Source organism: Rhizobium sp. KNZ14-9A (assembly GCF_056755015.1).
Genome location: NZ_JBPGXB010000002.1, coordinates 3,991,102 through 4,004,120, shown reverse-complemented (window position 1 = coordinate 4,004,120; position 13,019 = coordinate 3,991,102). Strand labels below are relative to the sequence as shown.

The 13,019-nt window shown below is 59.3% G+C and carries 13 protein-coding genes; 6 read left to right on the top strand and 7 right to left on the bottom strand.

Annotated elements, in window-relative coordinates:
- Positions 1–12: 12 nt before the first annotated feature.
- Positions 13–537, bottom strand: coding sequence for a MarR family winged helix-turn-helix transcriptional regulator (locus ACR9ZQ_RS26610; protein ID WP_113319833.1), 525 nt, complete (start codon positions 535–537; stop codon positions 13–15).
- 117 nt (positions 538–654) lie between these two features.
- Between ACR9ZQ_RS26610 and ACR9ZQ_RS26605 the strand changes: the two genes are divergently transcribed.
- Positions 655–2,199, top strand: a complete 1,545-nt coding sequence (locus ACR9ZQ_RS26605) for an MDR family MFS transporter (protein ID WP_481429056.1) — start codon at positions 655–657, stop codon at positions 2,197–2,199.
- 382 nt (positions 2,200–2,581) lie between these two features.
- Positions 2,582–4,126, top strand: coding sequence for a M48 family metalloprotease (locus tag ACR9ZQ_RS26600; protein WP_310385213.1), 1,545 nt, complete (start codon positions 2,582–2,584; stop codon positions 4,124–4,126).
- Positions 4,127–4,179: 53 nt separating this feature from the next.
- On the opposite strand, the gene ACR9ZQ_RS26595 is transcribed toward ACR9ZQ_RS26600, so the two are convergent.
- From ACR9ZQ_RS26595 to ACR9ZQ_RS26575, 5 genes are all read right to left on the bottom strand, one after another.
- A complete protein-coding gene (locus tag ACR9ZQ_RS26595; protein ID WP_007825441.1) occupies positions 4,180–5,043 on the bottom strand; it encodes an RNA polymerase factor sigma-32 in 864 nt (287 codons plus the stop codon).
- Between the two features lie 380 nt (positions 5,044–5,423).
- Entirely contained in the window at positions 5,424–5,996 is a 573-nt protein-coding gene (locus ACR9ZQ_RS26590; RefSeq protein ID WP_007825443.1) for a CarD family transcriptional regulator, read from the bottom strand.
- A gap of 397 nt (positions 5,997–6,393) precedes the next feature.
- Positions 6,394–6,732: a ferredoxin FdxA gene (gene fdxA / locus ACR9ZQ_RS26585; protein ID WP_007825445.1), complete on the bottom strand. Its 339-nt coding sequence runs from the start codon at positions 6,730–6,732 to the stop codon at positions 6,394–6,396.
- 195 nt (positions 6,733–6,927) lie between these two features.
- Positions 6,928–7,332: an RNA-binding S4 domain-containing protein gene (locus tag ACR9ZQ_RS26580; protein WP_310385216.1), complete on the bottom strand. Its 405-nt coding sequence runs from the start codon at positions 7,330–7,332 to the stop codon at positions 6,928–6,930.
- 2 nt (positions 7,333–7,334) lie between these two features.
- A complete protein-coding gene (locus tag ACR9ZQ_RS26575; protein WP_310385218.1) occupies positions 7,335–10,463 on the bottom strand; it encodes a helicase-related protein in 3,129 nt (1,042 codons plus the stop codon).
- A gap of 859 nt (positions 10,464–11,322) precedes the next feature.
- Here ACR9ZQ_RS26575 and ACR9ZQ_RS26570 point away from each other — a divergent pair.
- The 4 genes from ACR9ZQ_RS26570 to ACR9ZQ_RS26555 all read left to right on the top strand — a co-directional run bounded on the left by ACR9ZQ_RS26570 (position 11,323) and on the right by ACR9ZQ_RS26555 (position 12,291).
- Positions 11,323–11,478 (top strand): DUF3309 family protein, encoded by a 156-nt coding sequence (locus ACR9ZQ_RS26570; protein WP_007825451.1) that lies wholly within the window; start codon positions 11,323–11,325, stop codon positions 11,476–11,478.
- 25 nt (positions 11,479–11,503) lie between these two features.
- Positions 11,504–11,758, top strand: a complete 255-nt coding sequence (locus ACR9ZQ_RS26565; RefSeq protein WP_310385221.1) for a YMGG-like glycine zipper-containing protein — start codon at positions 11,504–11,506, stop codon at positions 11,756–11,758.
- A gap of 194 nt (positions 11,759–11,952) precedes the next feature.
- The gene (locus ACR9ZQ_RS26560) at positions 11,953–12,099 is read left to right on the top strand and encodes a hypothetical protein (RefSeq protein WP_310385223.1); all 147 of its coding nucleotides are present in this window, start codon (positions 11,953–11,955) and stop codon (positions 12,097–12,099) included.
- Between the two features lie 66 nt (positions 12,100–12,165).
- Entirely contained in the window at positions 12,166–12,291 is a 126-nt protein-coding gene (locus tag ACR9ZQ_RS26555) for a hypothetical protein (RefSeq protein ID WP_310385225.1), read from the top strand.
- A gap of 2 nt (positions 12,292–12,293) precedes the next feature.
- Here ACR9ZQ_RS26555 and phbB read toward each other — a convergent pair whose 3' ends face one another.
- Positions 12,294–13,019 (bottom strand): beta-ketoacyl-ACP reductase, encoded by a 726-nt coding sequence (gene phbB, locus ACR9ZQ_RS26550; RefSeq protein WP_310385227.1) that lies wholly within the window; start codon positions 13,017–13,019, stop codon positions 12,294–12,296.

Sequence of the window (13,019 nt, the reverse complement as noted above, 5' to 3'; positions counted from 1 at the left end):
CGGACTATTTTCTTAGCCCGGCGTATCCTTGTCGCGCGAAAGGAAGATCGCCTCGTAGCCGCCGATGAATTTCTCGAACAGCAGCGAGAAAGTGTCGATCTCCTCCTGTGGCCAGTCCCGCACAACCTCGGAAACGAAGGCGAGCTTCTGGGCCCGGATTTCCGCCAGCAGATCCTTCCCGAGCGGAGTCATGACGACGACGATACGTCGCGCATCCGCCTGCGAAGCCTCACGGCGCAGGACGTTGCGGCCCACCATATCGGACACGACGCGGCTTGCCCTCGACGGGTCGATGCGTAGCATCTCGGCAATGGCGCCGACCGTCACCTCGCCATTTTCCTGTGCGCGGCGCACGGCATCGAGTACGTCGAGATGAGACAGTTCCAGATCCGGTGCCACGCTCTGGATCGCCAGGCGGCCGATCAGCCGGCGGCCCGTCATCATTCGCATGCGCGTCATGGTGCGGCCGATGCGCGGCACACTGTCCAAAGGATCATCAAGCTCTGTCGTTCTTGTCTTGGTCAAGGTCTCGTTCATGACGGAATCATAACAGACCGGAGCTCAAAATAAAATATGCCAATGTCAATAATGTGCCCTTGACAAATATATGACATTAGCACATAATATATCCATATAACGAGAATGGCCCATCCCATGGATATGCAACTTGCCCCCGCACCGCTCGTAACGGATCCCCGTCGGCGGCTCATCCTCTTCTTCTTCCTGATGACCGCCATGTTCATGGCGACGCTGGATAACCAGATCGTCTCCACCGCACTGCCGACCATCGTCGGCGAGTTCGGTCATCTGGACCGCTTCGGCTGGATCGGTTCGGCCTATCTGCTGGCGCTCAGCGCCGTGATGCCGCTCTATGGCAAGCTCGGCGATCTCTTCGGACGCAAATATGTGATGATGACGGCAATCGCGATCTTCACGGTGGGCTCCGCCGTCTGCGGTCTCGCCGTCTCGATGAACACGCTGATTGCCGCCCGCGTGCTGCAGGGCTTCGGCGGCGGCGGCATCATGGTTTCGATTTTCGCCGTCAATGCCGACCTCTTCGAGCCGCGCGAACGCGCCCGCTACCAGAGCTATTCCAGCCTCGTACTGATGGCCTCCGGCGCCATCGGCCCGGTCCTCGGCGGCACGATGAGCGATCTCTTCGGCTGGCGCTCGATCTTCCTCGTCAATGTGCCGATCGGCTTCATCGTGCTTACCGGCCTCGCCTTCATGCTGCCTTACCGTAAGCCGCATCGCCGGCCGAAGATCGACTATGCCGGCGCACTCCTGCTGGCGCTGACGACAACCAGCATCGTGCTTGCGACCGACAGCAGCGAGCTTTTCGGTGCGTTGATCTCGCCGCAGAGCATCGGCATAATCGCCTTCGGTGTCGTTTGCGCCATCACCTGGGTTTTCGTCGAACGTCGCGCGCCGGAGCCGATCGTGCCGCTGGCGCTCTTCCGCAATTCCACCTTCAGCCTGCTGCTGGTAATCTCGATCATGGGCGGCGCAATCGCCATCGGCATGGTCAACTACCTCGCGCTGTTCCTTCAGACGACGACAGGCCTTTCGCCGTCGGGCGCCGGTCTGCTCTTCATTCTGCTGACAGGCGGTCTCGTCTGCGGCTCCCTGAATGCCGGCCGCATCATTTCGAAGACAGGCCGCTACAAGCCCTTCGCAATTGCCAGCCTCACCTGCAGCGCCATCGCTTTTGCACTGATCTCACAGGTTCACGCCGGCACACCGATTGCCTTCATCGGCGCGATCATGCTGCTGCACGGCATCGGTATCGGCCTTGCCCAGCAGGTTCCGGTCATCGGCGTTCAGAATGCCGCACCGGCCCGCGATGTGGGTGCTGCGACCGGCTCGGTCACGCTGTCGCGTATGGGCGGCGCCTCGATTGCCATCTCCATTTACGGTGCAATCATTGCATCGCAGCTCGGCAGGCTCGGCTCCTCCATCCCGGGGGTGGCCAATATCGAGGAGCTGACGCCGAAGATGATGGCAGCACTTCCCGAAGCCAGCCGTCAGGCGGTGGCTAATGCTTACGCCTCCGCCTTCTCGCCGCTGTTCATGACCTCCTGCGGCATCGCTTTGATCGGTCTGATCGCCGCCATCATGCTGAAGCCGGTGCAGCTCCCCCGCGCCGGCGAACAGAAGACCAGCCAGACCACCGCCGCCGCCGCCGAAGCCGCGGAGTAAGCACAGAGCGCGCGGCCTCCGCGCCTCTTCAATTTAGTCGGCTCGAAAACACCACCATTAATTGTATTATTCGCGCGAATGTTACGCGTGCCCGCATCGGTCGCCGTACTGACCGATTTTTTCCGCAGTGCAGCCGGAATCTGCACTCGCGATGGAACTTTCGCCATAATTTCATCGGAGCGAGAAGTGCCTCGACAGGCGGGGCATTGCCGAAATGCAACGGCGCCACATTTAGATAAAGTCTCGCTATGCAACCCATGCGGAAATCGGCTACAGCAAAGACTTGGATCGGCCGATTGTGCAGCGCGAGAACCGAGGCGGAAGCCTATTGAATTTTTCTGGCAACGGCCGGCCCGAAGATGCGGCAGACCGGCGACTTAAAATGGTGCGGAGAGACAGACTGGACAGCATGACGACGTGGAAATCGCCCGCGCTTTCCAGTGATGCCTTTTTCGCGCCGCGCCGTTGGGCGCGCCGTTTCCTGCTGCTGTCGGCCTGCGCCGTTGCGCTGAACGGCTGCGAGTCGTTGATCCAACAATCCTATCAGCCGACCGTGGGCCCTTCGTCCAATCCGCAAATCGTCGATGAAGTGCAGAAGAACGACCCGCGCGCCGCCATGGGCGCCCGCGAGCATCCGCGCATCGTTGCAAGTTATGGCGGCGAGTATAAGGACGCCAAGACCGAGCGCCTCGTCGCCCGCATCGCCGGCGCGCTGACGGCCGTCTCGGAAAATCCGAGCCAGTCCTATCGCATCACCATCCTGAACTCGCCCGCTATCAACGCGTTCGCGCTGCCGGGCGGTTATCTCTATGTCACCCGCGGCCTGCTGGCTCTCGCCAACGATGCCTCGGAAGTCGCGGCCGTGCTGTCACACGAGATGGGCCACGTCACCGCAAACCATGGCATCGAGCGGCAGAAGCGTGAAGAGGCGGAAGTCATTGCCAGCCGTGTCGTCGCCGAAGTGCTGTCTAGCGATATAGCCGGCAAACAGGCGCTTGCCCGAGGCAAGCTGCGTCTGGCCGCCTTCTCTCGTCAGCAGGAACTGCAGGCCGACGTCATCGGCGTACGCATGCTCGGTGAAGCCGGCTATGATCCTTATGCCGCAGCCCGTTTCCTCGACTCCATGGCCGCTTACAGCCGCTTCATGTCGGTCGATCCCGAGGCCGACCAGAGCCTGGACTTCCTGTCGAGCCATCCGAATTCCGCCCAGCGCATCGAGCTTGCCCGCACCCACGCTCGCGCCTTCGGCCAGGAAGGCTCCGTCGGTGATAAAGGCCGTGACTACTATCTCGATGGCATCGACGGCCTTCTCTACGGCGACAGCCCGGAAGAGGGCTATGTACGCGGCCAGACCTTCCTGCACGGCGGCCTCGGCATCCGCTTCGACGTGCCGCCCGACTTCAGCATCGACAACAAGGTCGAAGCTGTCATGGCAACCGGCCCGAACGATATCGCCATCCGCTTTGACGGCGTGGCCGACAACCAGAACCAGAGCCTGACGAATTACATTTCCAGTGGCTGGGTTACCGGCCTCGATCCCTCGACCATCCAGCCGATCAACGTCAATGGCATGGAGGCTGCGACCGCGCGCGCCACTGCCGACCGCTGGGACTTCGATGTCACGGTCATCAGAAACAACAATCAGATCTTCCGCTTCCTGACGGCGGTGCCGAAAGGCAGCCCGTCGCTGGAGCCGACGGCAGACGTTCTGCGCGCAAGCTTCCGCCGTATGACGCCGGACGAAGCCGCTTCGCTGAAGCCGCTTCGCGTGCGGGTGGTCACAGTCCGCCCTGGCGAGAACATCACCACGCTCGCTTCCCGCATGATGGGTACCGATCGCAAGCTCGATCTCTTCAAACTGATCAACGCCCTGCCGACGGGCGCTGCCGTTTCTCCCGGCGACCGCGTGAAGATTATCTCCGAATAAAAGAAGGCCCGGCTTATGCCGGGCCAGTCTGTGCTGCTGGGGAGTAATTCCTGTCAGGCATAGGCTGCCATGTGCGGATCGGCGCTGACGAGCGCCGTACGAAGCTTTTCCATCGCCCGGCTTTCGATCTGGCGCACGCGCTCTTTGGAAATGCCGAGGTCGGCGCCGAGCTCTTCGAGTGTCGCCCCGTCTTCAGCCAGCCGGCGCGCGCTGATGATCTTCATTTCACGCTCATTGAGATGCTTGAGGGCAGAGGCAAGCCAGACGCGACGGCGTTCGCCGTCGATCATGTTCGAGACCTGCTCATCCGGCAGCGGTTCGTCGCTGACGAGGAAATCCATCTTTTCTGCACTGTCGGCATCACCCGATACGGAAGGCGCCTGCAGCGAGGCGTCGTTGCCGGAAAGGCGCGCATCCATGGTCTGCACGTCAGCAAGGCTGACACCGAGGGCAGCCGCGATTTCCTGATGAATGGATTGCAGTGTCAGCTGCGTATCGCCCTTGGCAAGTTTGGCGCGCAGGCGCCGCAGATTGAAGAAAAGTGCCTTCTGCGCCGAACTCGTACCGCCGCGCACGATCGACCAATTGCGTAGGATATAGTCCTGGATCGAGGCGCGGATCCACCAGCTTGCATACGTGGAAAAGCGCACATCGCGCGCCGGTTCGAACCGGGCCGCGGCCTCCAGAAGCCCGACATAACCTTCCTGTACGAGATCGCTCATCGGCAGGCCGAAATTGCGGAACTTGCCTGCCATGGAAATGACGAGGCGCATATGCGCCATGGCGATCTGGTTGCGGGCGCCGCGGTCTTCATGATCTTTCCAACGAATGGCCAGGTTATGCTCTTCTTCACGGGCAAGATAGGGAGCCGCCATTGCTATTTTGATCATGCGCCGATCTGCAGACATGTTCTTCATATCGCTCTCCTAAATGGGCCACGTGCCTAAAAATGAACAAGCAAACATCGTTTCCGGAACATCGCTGCGCCGGAGCAAACTAGGGTCTTGAATGCATAAAGGCCTCCTCCTGGACTTTTCAGGAGGAGGCCCTATCTCTCGTCATGTGCCGCCAAGACGGCAGGATTGGATCTGTTTCTTGAGATTGCCGGAAAGGCAAATTCTGGAAATCATGATCCTCTCCTCATCGAACGTTGACAGCTTCGGCGGAAGTCAAACCGAGCTTTATGGGCTCCGGTCATGTCCGCACTACTGTGTATGAACGTCGTAGCGGCGAAAAAGTTCCAATAAAAAACCCGGCACCAAGGCCGGGTTTTTTCATCAGCAAAAACAATGCGCTATTAAGCGGCTTCGTCCTGCGAGTCGTCTTCTTCGATTACCTTGCCACGCTTCGGACCCTTGTTGAGATTGGTCTCGACGAGGCGAACTGCTTCGGTTTCAGACATTTTGTTGACGGCAGCGATTTCGCGAGCCATGCGGTCAAGAGCAGCCTCATAGAGCTGACGCTCGGAATAGGACTGTTCCGGCTGGTTCTCGGCACGATAAAGATCGCGAACGACCTCTGCGATGGAAATCAGGTCGCCGGAATTGATCTTGGCATCATATTCCTGAGCGCGACGGGACCACATGGTGCGCTTGACGCGAGCCTTGCCCTGCACGACCTTGAGGGCGCGCTCGACGAAATCGGTCTCGGAAAGCTTACGCATGCCAATGCTCATGGCCTTCGCGACCGGGACCTTCAGCCGCATCTTGTCCTTTTCGAAATCGATGACGAAAAGTTCAAGCTTCATGCCGGCGACTTCTTGCTCTTCGATAGCCGTGATGGTACCGACGCCATGTGCGGGGTACACGATCGATTCACCAGTCTTGAAGCCGTGACGTGCGGTAGAAGGTTTTTTCTGCTGGGTGGTCATTCTAATCAAAAACTCCCTGTTACGCTACCGGCGGCGGCCGGAGCCGGGTCAGTCAGGCCCGGATGAGACGGTTAAATCCGTCGGGTGACTTCACTCTGGTTCCACCAGACAGAAGCAAAAGGTATCCTTGCGCGCGATCTTGGGATCCGACAGCTCAAGTTATTGATATGTCACGGAAACCGCGTACGGATTTGTTTTACTTTCGTGATGGTTTTGGGCATGCGTCATGCCACAAATGGAACAGTGTGGTGAACGTATCACAAAAATATGAGGAAATCAATAATTTGCTTAACGTGAGTCATGTGGGCAACACATAGCCCCCATGTGACTCACGCGTAATTTGAAACGTTTAACCTGCGGCTGAACCCGGTTTCATCGGCACCGCACGTCGAAATTTTCAGTCGCCGCTGCCGGGCTTTTCCGAGAAGTATTTCTCGAATTTTCCGGTCTCGCCGTCCATCTCCTTGGCCTCGGCCATCGGCTCTTTCTTGACCGTGATATTCGGCCAGATGCTCGCATATTCAGCGTTAATCTTCAGCCACTTGTCGAGACCCGGTTCGGTATCGGGCTTAATCGCCTCGGCCGGACATTCCGGCTCGCAAACACCGCAATCGATGCACTCATCGGGATGGATGACGAGGAAATTCTCGCCCTCGTAGAAACAGTCGACGGGGCAGACTTCAACACAGTCGGTATATTTGCAGCGAATGCAATTGTCGGTCACGACATAGGTCATGAAGAACTCCAGGATTCCACGCGGGCGGGGCCGGGCAACCTGGAACGTCGCGCCTGTCCCCTAAGCCGGAGAGAAAGCGTGGACAGGCTTGGGAAGGCAAGCACGCTACCCGGCAGGTTGTGTGTCACGTATCGGCTTTACAGCAGGATTTCAAGGACAAACGATCTTCGAAAAGCTGACGGCAGGAAGAGTTTTCTAATCCTCATCCGACATCAGCCTGTCGATTGCGCGCCGCTCCTTTTTCGTCGGTCTTCCGGAGCCGGTGGCCCGAATAGCCAGCTCATAGGGCGTGAGGCGTTTTGCCACATCCGGAGGCGGCGACAGATCCTCATAGAGCAGCTTCGCCTCCTCATAGGGTCCGCGCCGCTCGCCCGGCAGCCGGACAACGAGAATGACATCCCGCCGCTCCAGCCTCAGCTCAACGCGATCGCCCACCTTGACCATCTGGCTCGGCTGCGCACAGCGTGCGCCATTGATGCTGACGTGACCGGATTGGATATGGCTCTGCGCCAGCGAGCGCGATTTCACCATACGTGCGAAGAACAGCCATTTGTCGATGCGCTGGCGCGAACCGCTCCCTGGCTGTGTCTCTCCGCTCATGACTACTTCTTCATCTGCTCCTTGAGCGCTGCAAGCTTGGCAAACGGCGAATCCGGATCGATCGGCTTCTCCTTGCGCGGCGGCTTGGCCTCGAAGCGCAGCGGCTGCGAATTGCCGCGGTTGTTGTTGCGGTCGTTGCGATCGCCACGATCCTTGCGGTCCTGCCGGTCGCCGCGCTGCTCGTTGCGGTCATTACGCGCGTGCTGAGGCCTGCCCCCATCACGATTGCCGCCGTCACGATTGCCGCCTTCCCGGTTACCGTCACGATTGCCATCCCGGTTGCGGTTGTTGTTGCGATTACCATCCCGGCTCTCGCCACCTTCGCCACCGCCCTGGCGGCGATTGTTGCGCTCACCGCGGTCCTGACCCTGGCCTTGGCCCTGTCCGCCGCGGCGGTCGCCATGGCCGCGCGCCTGGCGCTGGTTTTCGTTGCGGCCACCGAGGCGCCACAGGAGAACCGGCTTCGGCTCTGCAGCTTCGCCCGCCTCAGCCGAGTCTTCGGTAACTGCAGGCGTTTCCTCAGCTACAGGTGCGGCTTCGACAGCGGGCGTTTCTTCCGAAGCGCCGTCTGCGTCATCGTGGTCGGCCTTTTCAGCCGTTTCCTCTGCTGCAGCCTCAGTCACCGCTGCAGCCGGAGCGGATGCTACATCCTGCGTTGCGAGGAATGCGGCTGCCTCTTCGGCCTTCACGGCATCGGCGCGGTAGCCGAGACCCTTGAGAATCTCTTCCATGTCTTCGAGCGTCGCGCCGAGAATGGATAGCATCGCCGTCGTCGTCGTGAAACGGCGACCGTCATAGGCGCCTTCGGGACGCGTGCCTTGACCCGGCTTCCACTGCAGGAGCGGACGGATGAGGTCGGCAAGACGCTCCAGGATGTCGATGCGCACGGCGCGCTTGCCGAGGAAACGGAAGCCCGCGAGCTTGTAGAACATACGCTCGAAGCTCGGATCGGTGACCACAGAGGTACGGCCGGCGGCGAGCACCGGAATGAGATCGCCGTAGCCCGGCTTGTCGAGACCGTCATTCTTCAGTGCCCAGAGGAGGGTGATGAGCTCCGCCGGCGCCGGCTTCAGAAGCGCAGGCACGAAGATATGATAAGCGCCGAAGCGAATGCCGTATCGGCGCATGGAAGCGCGCGCATCCTGATCCAGAGACTTCACTTCTTCCGTCACGTCGCGGCGGAAGAGCACGCCGAGATTCTCGACGAGCTGGAAGGCAAGCCCCTTGGCAAGGCCCTGCAGGTCTTCGGCGCGCGACAGGTCGTCGAGCGGCTTCAGCACCGTGCTGATATGATGATTGACGAAGCGCTCGATACGGGCGGCGACATGGTCACGCGCATTGCCCGTGAGCTGCTCGTCGGCAAGCAGGATGACACGCGGACGCATCACATGATCGCTGCCCGAAAGGCGGCCGACAGGATCGCCGAGCCACCGGACGAGTCCATCCGATCCGATCGCCAGATCGGCATTGCCTGCGGCATGCAAGCGTGCGGCACGAGCTTCGAATTCGAGAGCAAGCGCCTTCTGCGACGCAGCCTGAACCGCCTTGGCATCCGGCCCGTCCGTTCCCCCAACAGGCGTGAAACGGAACCCGGTCAACTGCCCCACATGATGTCCTTCAACAAAGACATCGCCATTCACACTGATTTCAGCTTCCAGCATCGCATTCTCTCTCAGGCGCTTCATGAGCACAGATGTCCTGCGATCAACAAAGCGTTTCGTCAACCTTTCATGTAACGCATCGGACAATCGATCTTCGATTTCCCGCGTCTTTTCCTGCCAGTGTGTCGGATCGGCAAGCCAGCCGGGCCGATTCGATACATAGGTCCAGGTTCTTATCTGCGCGATTCGCGCCGAAAGCGTGTCAATTTCTCCATCTGTCCGATCCGAACGGTGAACCTGTTCGGCTAGAAACTGCTCGTTCACCGTGCCATAGCGCACTAGATCGGAAAAGAGGGTAGAAATAAGATCGGCATGTTGCGCAGGCGTTATGCGCCGATAGTCCGGCAGAGCGCAAGCCTCCCAGAGCTTTTCGACCCGCGCCGGCGTGCTAGCGAGATCAATAATTTCCGGATAGCGCGACAAATGTTCGAGCGCTTGCTGGTCGACTGCCGGCAGCGCCCGGGTCAGACCCGGCACGCGGGGGCCGGTCTCAAGGCTTGCCCGCAGGGACTGTATCGAGGAAAAATCGAGATCCTTGGTACGCCACTGCAGAACCTTGATATTGTCGAACTCATGGCCCTCGATGCGTTGCACGAGTTCCTCGTCGAAGGGTGAAACCTGGCCGGTTACTCCAAAGGTTCCGTCACGCACATGACGGCCGGCGCGGCCAGCGATCTGGCCGAGTTCGCCGGGGTTGAGGTTGCGGAATTGATACCCGTCGAACTTCCGGTCCTGCGCGAAGGCCACATGGTCGACATCGAGATTGAGACCCATGCCGATCGCATCGGTCGCGACGAGATATTCGACGTCGCCCTCCTGATAGAGCGCTACCTGCGCATTGCGGGTGCGGGGGCTGAGCGCTCCGAGCACGACAGCCGCACCGCCGCGCTGGCGCCGGATCAGTTCCGCGATCGCATAAACTTCGTCCGCCGAGAAGGCGACGATTGCCGAACGCTGCGGCAGCCGGGTGATCTTCTTCTGCCCGGCATAGAGAAGGTGGGAAAGCCGCGGCCGCTCCGTGACCGTAATCCCCGGCAGAAGCTGCTGCAGGATCGGCCGCATGGTGGCAGCACCCAGCAGAAGCGTCTCCTCGCGCCCGCGCAGATGCAGGATGCGGTCTGTAAAAATATGGCCGCGCTCGAGATCTCCCGCGAGCTGCACTTCATCGATGGCGACGAAGGCTGCCTTGGTTTCCCGTGGCATCGCTTCGACCGTACAGACCGAGAAACGCGCATTCGGCGGCGAGATCTTTTCTTCGCCGGTCACCAGCGCCACGTTGTGGGCGCCGACCTTTTCGACCACGCGCGTATAGACTTCGCGCGCCAGCAGGCGGAGCGGCAGGCCGATGACACCCGTCCCATGCGCCACCATGCGTTCGATCGCATAATGGGTCTTGCCGGTATTGGTCGGCCCGAGCACCGCGGTCACGCCGCGCCCGCTCAGTATCATCGGCTGCGAAGTCAGGGTCATATTCCATGCAAGTGAGGCGGTGACGCCCCAGGGTCAAGTCGGAGCTGCGAATGAGGCACAGAACACATGGACAGCCGAAGCTTCAAACGCAAGGGCAGATTTGAAATAGACTTGGGATTGAGCACGGAAGTCACAGCCCGCTAAGTCCTTGATTTAAGATTCGGAACAGCTTGAGAACGAATCGGAGACGAATCGCTGACTCCGGCGGATTCAGCTTTTGTTCACGGCTAAGTATTGATTTTGAATCGCTTTTTTACACTAGATGCTGAATCTGCAGACTCGCCTGAGAACAAATGCTGGCAACCGCGATTAACGCTTCTTGCCGCATCGTAAAGGCGCAAAGGTCAAGCCCGAAATTAACGCTTCGACCAAAGCCGGAACGAATCGGAGACGAATCGCCGATCTCGAGGTTTTCCCCTTTCGTTCACGGCGAGATCTTGTGGCGTTTTCGCCACCGATCCCAAGATACGGGTTCTGGGTTTGCCGCAGCCATTCCGAGCTGTCGGATCGCATTAATCTTTTGCATGCCGAATTTACGGAGCCTTAAGCAGGCCGGTGCCGGTAGGCCGATGAAAGTCATGGCTGATCAAAGCCGGAACGAATCGCCGACGAATCGGAGACATGTTCATTTTCCTGTTTTGTTCACCGCAACATATTGTATTCAAAGAGAATTTTAACCATACCCGGAAAATACTAGATAGCACTTCGCCGACTTGCTTTCGAAGGAACCGGCTAAATTCGGCTTCTGTCGCAATGGGTGATAACGCCGCCGTGATATTCTGAGAGTTTAGCCGGGAACAAAAATCGCGGATGCGGGTTTCTAGTCCAGTCGAAATGAGAATGAGGCAGGACAAACACCATGCTTGGCACGATACTTCTTATTATCCTTATTCTGTTATTGGTCGGCGCCTTGCCGAATTGGGGTTATAGCCGCGGCTGGGGCTATGGACCTTCCGGTGGTTTGGGGTTAGTTCTCGTCATCATTATCATTCTTGTACTGATGGGCCGAATTTAAAGGCCGGTAACCTGGGGAGTTAGACATGAAAAGGATTGTTCTTAGCTGCGCTCTCATTGGCGCTCTCGCCTCCTGCACCCCGACGGAGCAGGGCACGGCGATTGGTGCGGGCACGGGCGCCATCATCGGCGGCGCCGTCAGCAACAGCTGGGGTGGCGCGGCAGTCGGCGCAGTCGCCGGCGGTCTGACAGGCGCACTGATCGGCCAGTCGGTTGAACGCCGCGGCTACTGCATCTATCGCGACCGCTACGGTCGCCGCTACGAAGCGCGTTGCCGCTAATCAGCATCGGCCCATCGGAAATTTTGAACGGGCGCTTCAGCGCCCGTTTTTCTTGCCCGCTTTTGTCGTCAACGCCGCGTTGACGATCGGTCGCTGAAGGCAAATCTACCGCGCCAACAGGACCAAGCGCATATTCCTTTTCAACATCACAAGGGCAGAGCATGTGCCGCCCCTGAATGAAAAGGAACGCTACCATGGCCCAGATTTTCCTGAATTCCGCCGTCGCCGTCCTGATCGCCTCGGCTTTCCTCACGACGGCAGTCGCTGCCCTCCGCAAGCAGGACCGCGCCTTCCAGAAAGTGCCCGTCAAAGCCAATAGACGGCGTCATCCGAACGCCTGACTCCATCAATGAACCGAACCGCGTGTCGTCAACTATACGCGCGCCCGTCCGCAGGGAGACACGACCATGAACAAGATCATCGCGATCGCAGCCCTCATCACCATTGCCCTCGCGGCTTATGGAGCGTCTGCCGGCCCCTATGACAGTGCCGGCAGCTTCCCGAGCAACTACGTCCACAGCCAGAAGAAATAGGTTCAGACGAAGAACTGACCGCCATTGGCCGTCAACGTCGAACCGGTAATGAAACCGGCATCGTCGGAAACGAGGAAGGTCACGCAGCGCGCGATCTCCTCGGGTTCGCCGAGGCGCCCGACCGGGATTTGCGGAATGATCTTCTCATTCATCACCTTTTCCGGCACGGCAAGCACCATCTCCGTCCCGATATAACCGGGGCAGATGGCGTTGACGGTGATGTCCTTGACCGCACCTTCCTGGGCAAGCGCCTTGGTAAACCCGAGGTCGCCGGCTTTTGCGGCAGAATAGTTCACCTGCCCCATCTGGCCCTTCTGGCCGTTGATGGAGGAGATATTGACGATGCGGCCGAAGCTGCGGTCACGCATGCCGCTCCACACATGGTGCGTCATGTTGAAGAGGCCGGTGAGGTTGGTATTGATCACCTCATGCCACTGCTGCGGCGTCATCTTGTGAAACATCGCATCGCGCGTGATGCCGGCATTGTTGACGAGGATCTCGACCGGGCCGAGTTCAGCCTGGACCCTCGCAATACCTTCGCCGCAGGCAAGATAGTCGGACACGTCCCACTTGAAGACGGGCACGCCGGTAACATTATGAAATGCCTTGGCCTTTTCATCATTGCCGGCGTAGTTGGCAGCAACCTTATAGCCGGCATTCTTTAGAGCCATCGAAATTGCCGCGCCAATGCCGCGCGTACCACCAGTGACCAAAGCCACTCTGCTCAT

What these genes read in the sequence shown, in the direction of transcription:
- ACR9ZQ_RS26580 (WP_310385216.1), bottom strand. Translation starts at nt 7,332, where the DNA reads ATGAGCGGAGAGACACAGCCAGGGAGCGGTTCGCGCCAGCGCATCGAC.
- ACR9ZQ_RS26565 (WP_310385221.1), top strand. Translation starts at nt 11,504, where the DNA reads ATGAAAAGGATTGTTCTTAGCTGCGCTCTCATTGGCGCTCTCGCCTCC.
- ACR9ZQ_RS26595 (WP_007825441.1), bottom strand. Translation starts at nt 5,043, where the DNA reads ATGAAGAACATGTCTGCAGATCGGCGCATGATCAAAATAGCAATGGCG.
- ACR9ZQ_RS26590 (WP_007825443.1), bottom strand. Translation starts at nt 5,996, where the DNA reads ATGACCACCCAGCAGAAAAAACCTTCTACCGCACGTCACGGCTTCAAG.
- ACR9ZQ_RS26555 (WP_310385225.1), top strand. Translation starts at nt 12,166, where the DNA reads ATGAACAAGATCATCGCGATCGCAGCCCTCATCACCATTGCCCTCGCG.
- ACR9ZQ_RS26570 (WP_007825451.1), top strand. Translation starts at nt 11,323, where the DNA reads ATGCTTGGCACGATACTTCTTATTATCCTTATTCTGTTATTGGTCGGC.
- ACR9ZQ_RS26560 (WP_310385223.1), top strand. Translation starts at nt 11,953, where the DNA reads ATGGCCCAGATTTTCCTGAATTCCGCCGTCGCCGTCCTGATCGCCTCG.
- ACR9ZQ_RS26610 (WP_113319833.1), bottom strand. Translation starts at nt 537, where the DNA reads ATGAACGAGACCTTGACCAAGACAAGAACGACAGAGCTTGATGATCCT.
- ACR9ZQ_RS26600 (WP_310385213.1), top strand. Translation starts at nt 2,582, where the DNA reads ATGGTGCGGAGAGACAGACTGGACAGCATGACGACGTGGAAATCGCCC.
- ACR9ZQ_RS26575 (WP_310385218.1), bottom strand. Translation starts at nt 10,463, where the DNA reads ATGACCCTGACTTCGCAGCCGATGATACTGAGCGGGCGCGGCGTGACC.
- phbB (WP_310385227.1), bottom strand. Translation starts at nt 13,019, where the DNA reads ATGAGCAGAGTGGCTTTGGTCACTGGTGGTACGCGCGGCATTGGCGCG.
- fdxA (WP_007825445.1), bottom strand. Translation starts at nt 6,732, where the DNA reads ATGACCTATGTCGTGACCGACAATTGCATTCGCTGCAAATATACCGAC.
- ACR9ZQ_RS26605 (WP_481429056.1), top strand. Translation starts at nt 655, where the DNA reads ATGGATATGCAACTTGCCCCCGCACCGCTCGTAACGGATCCCCGTCGG.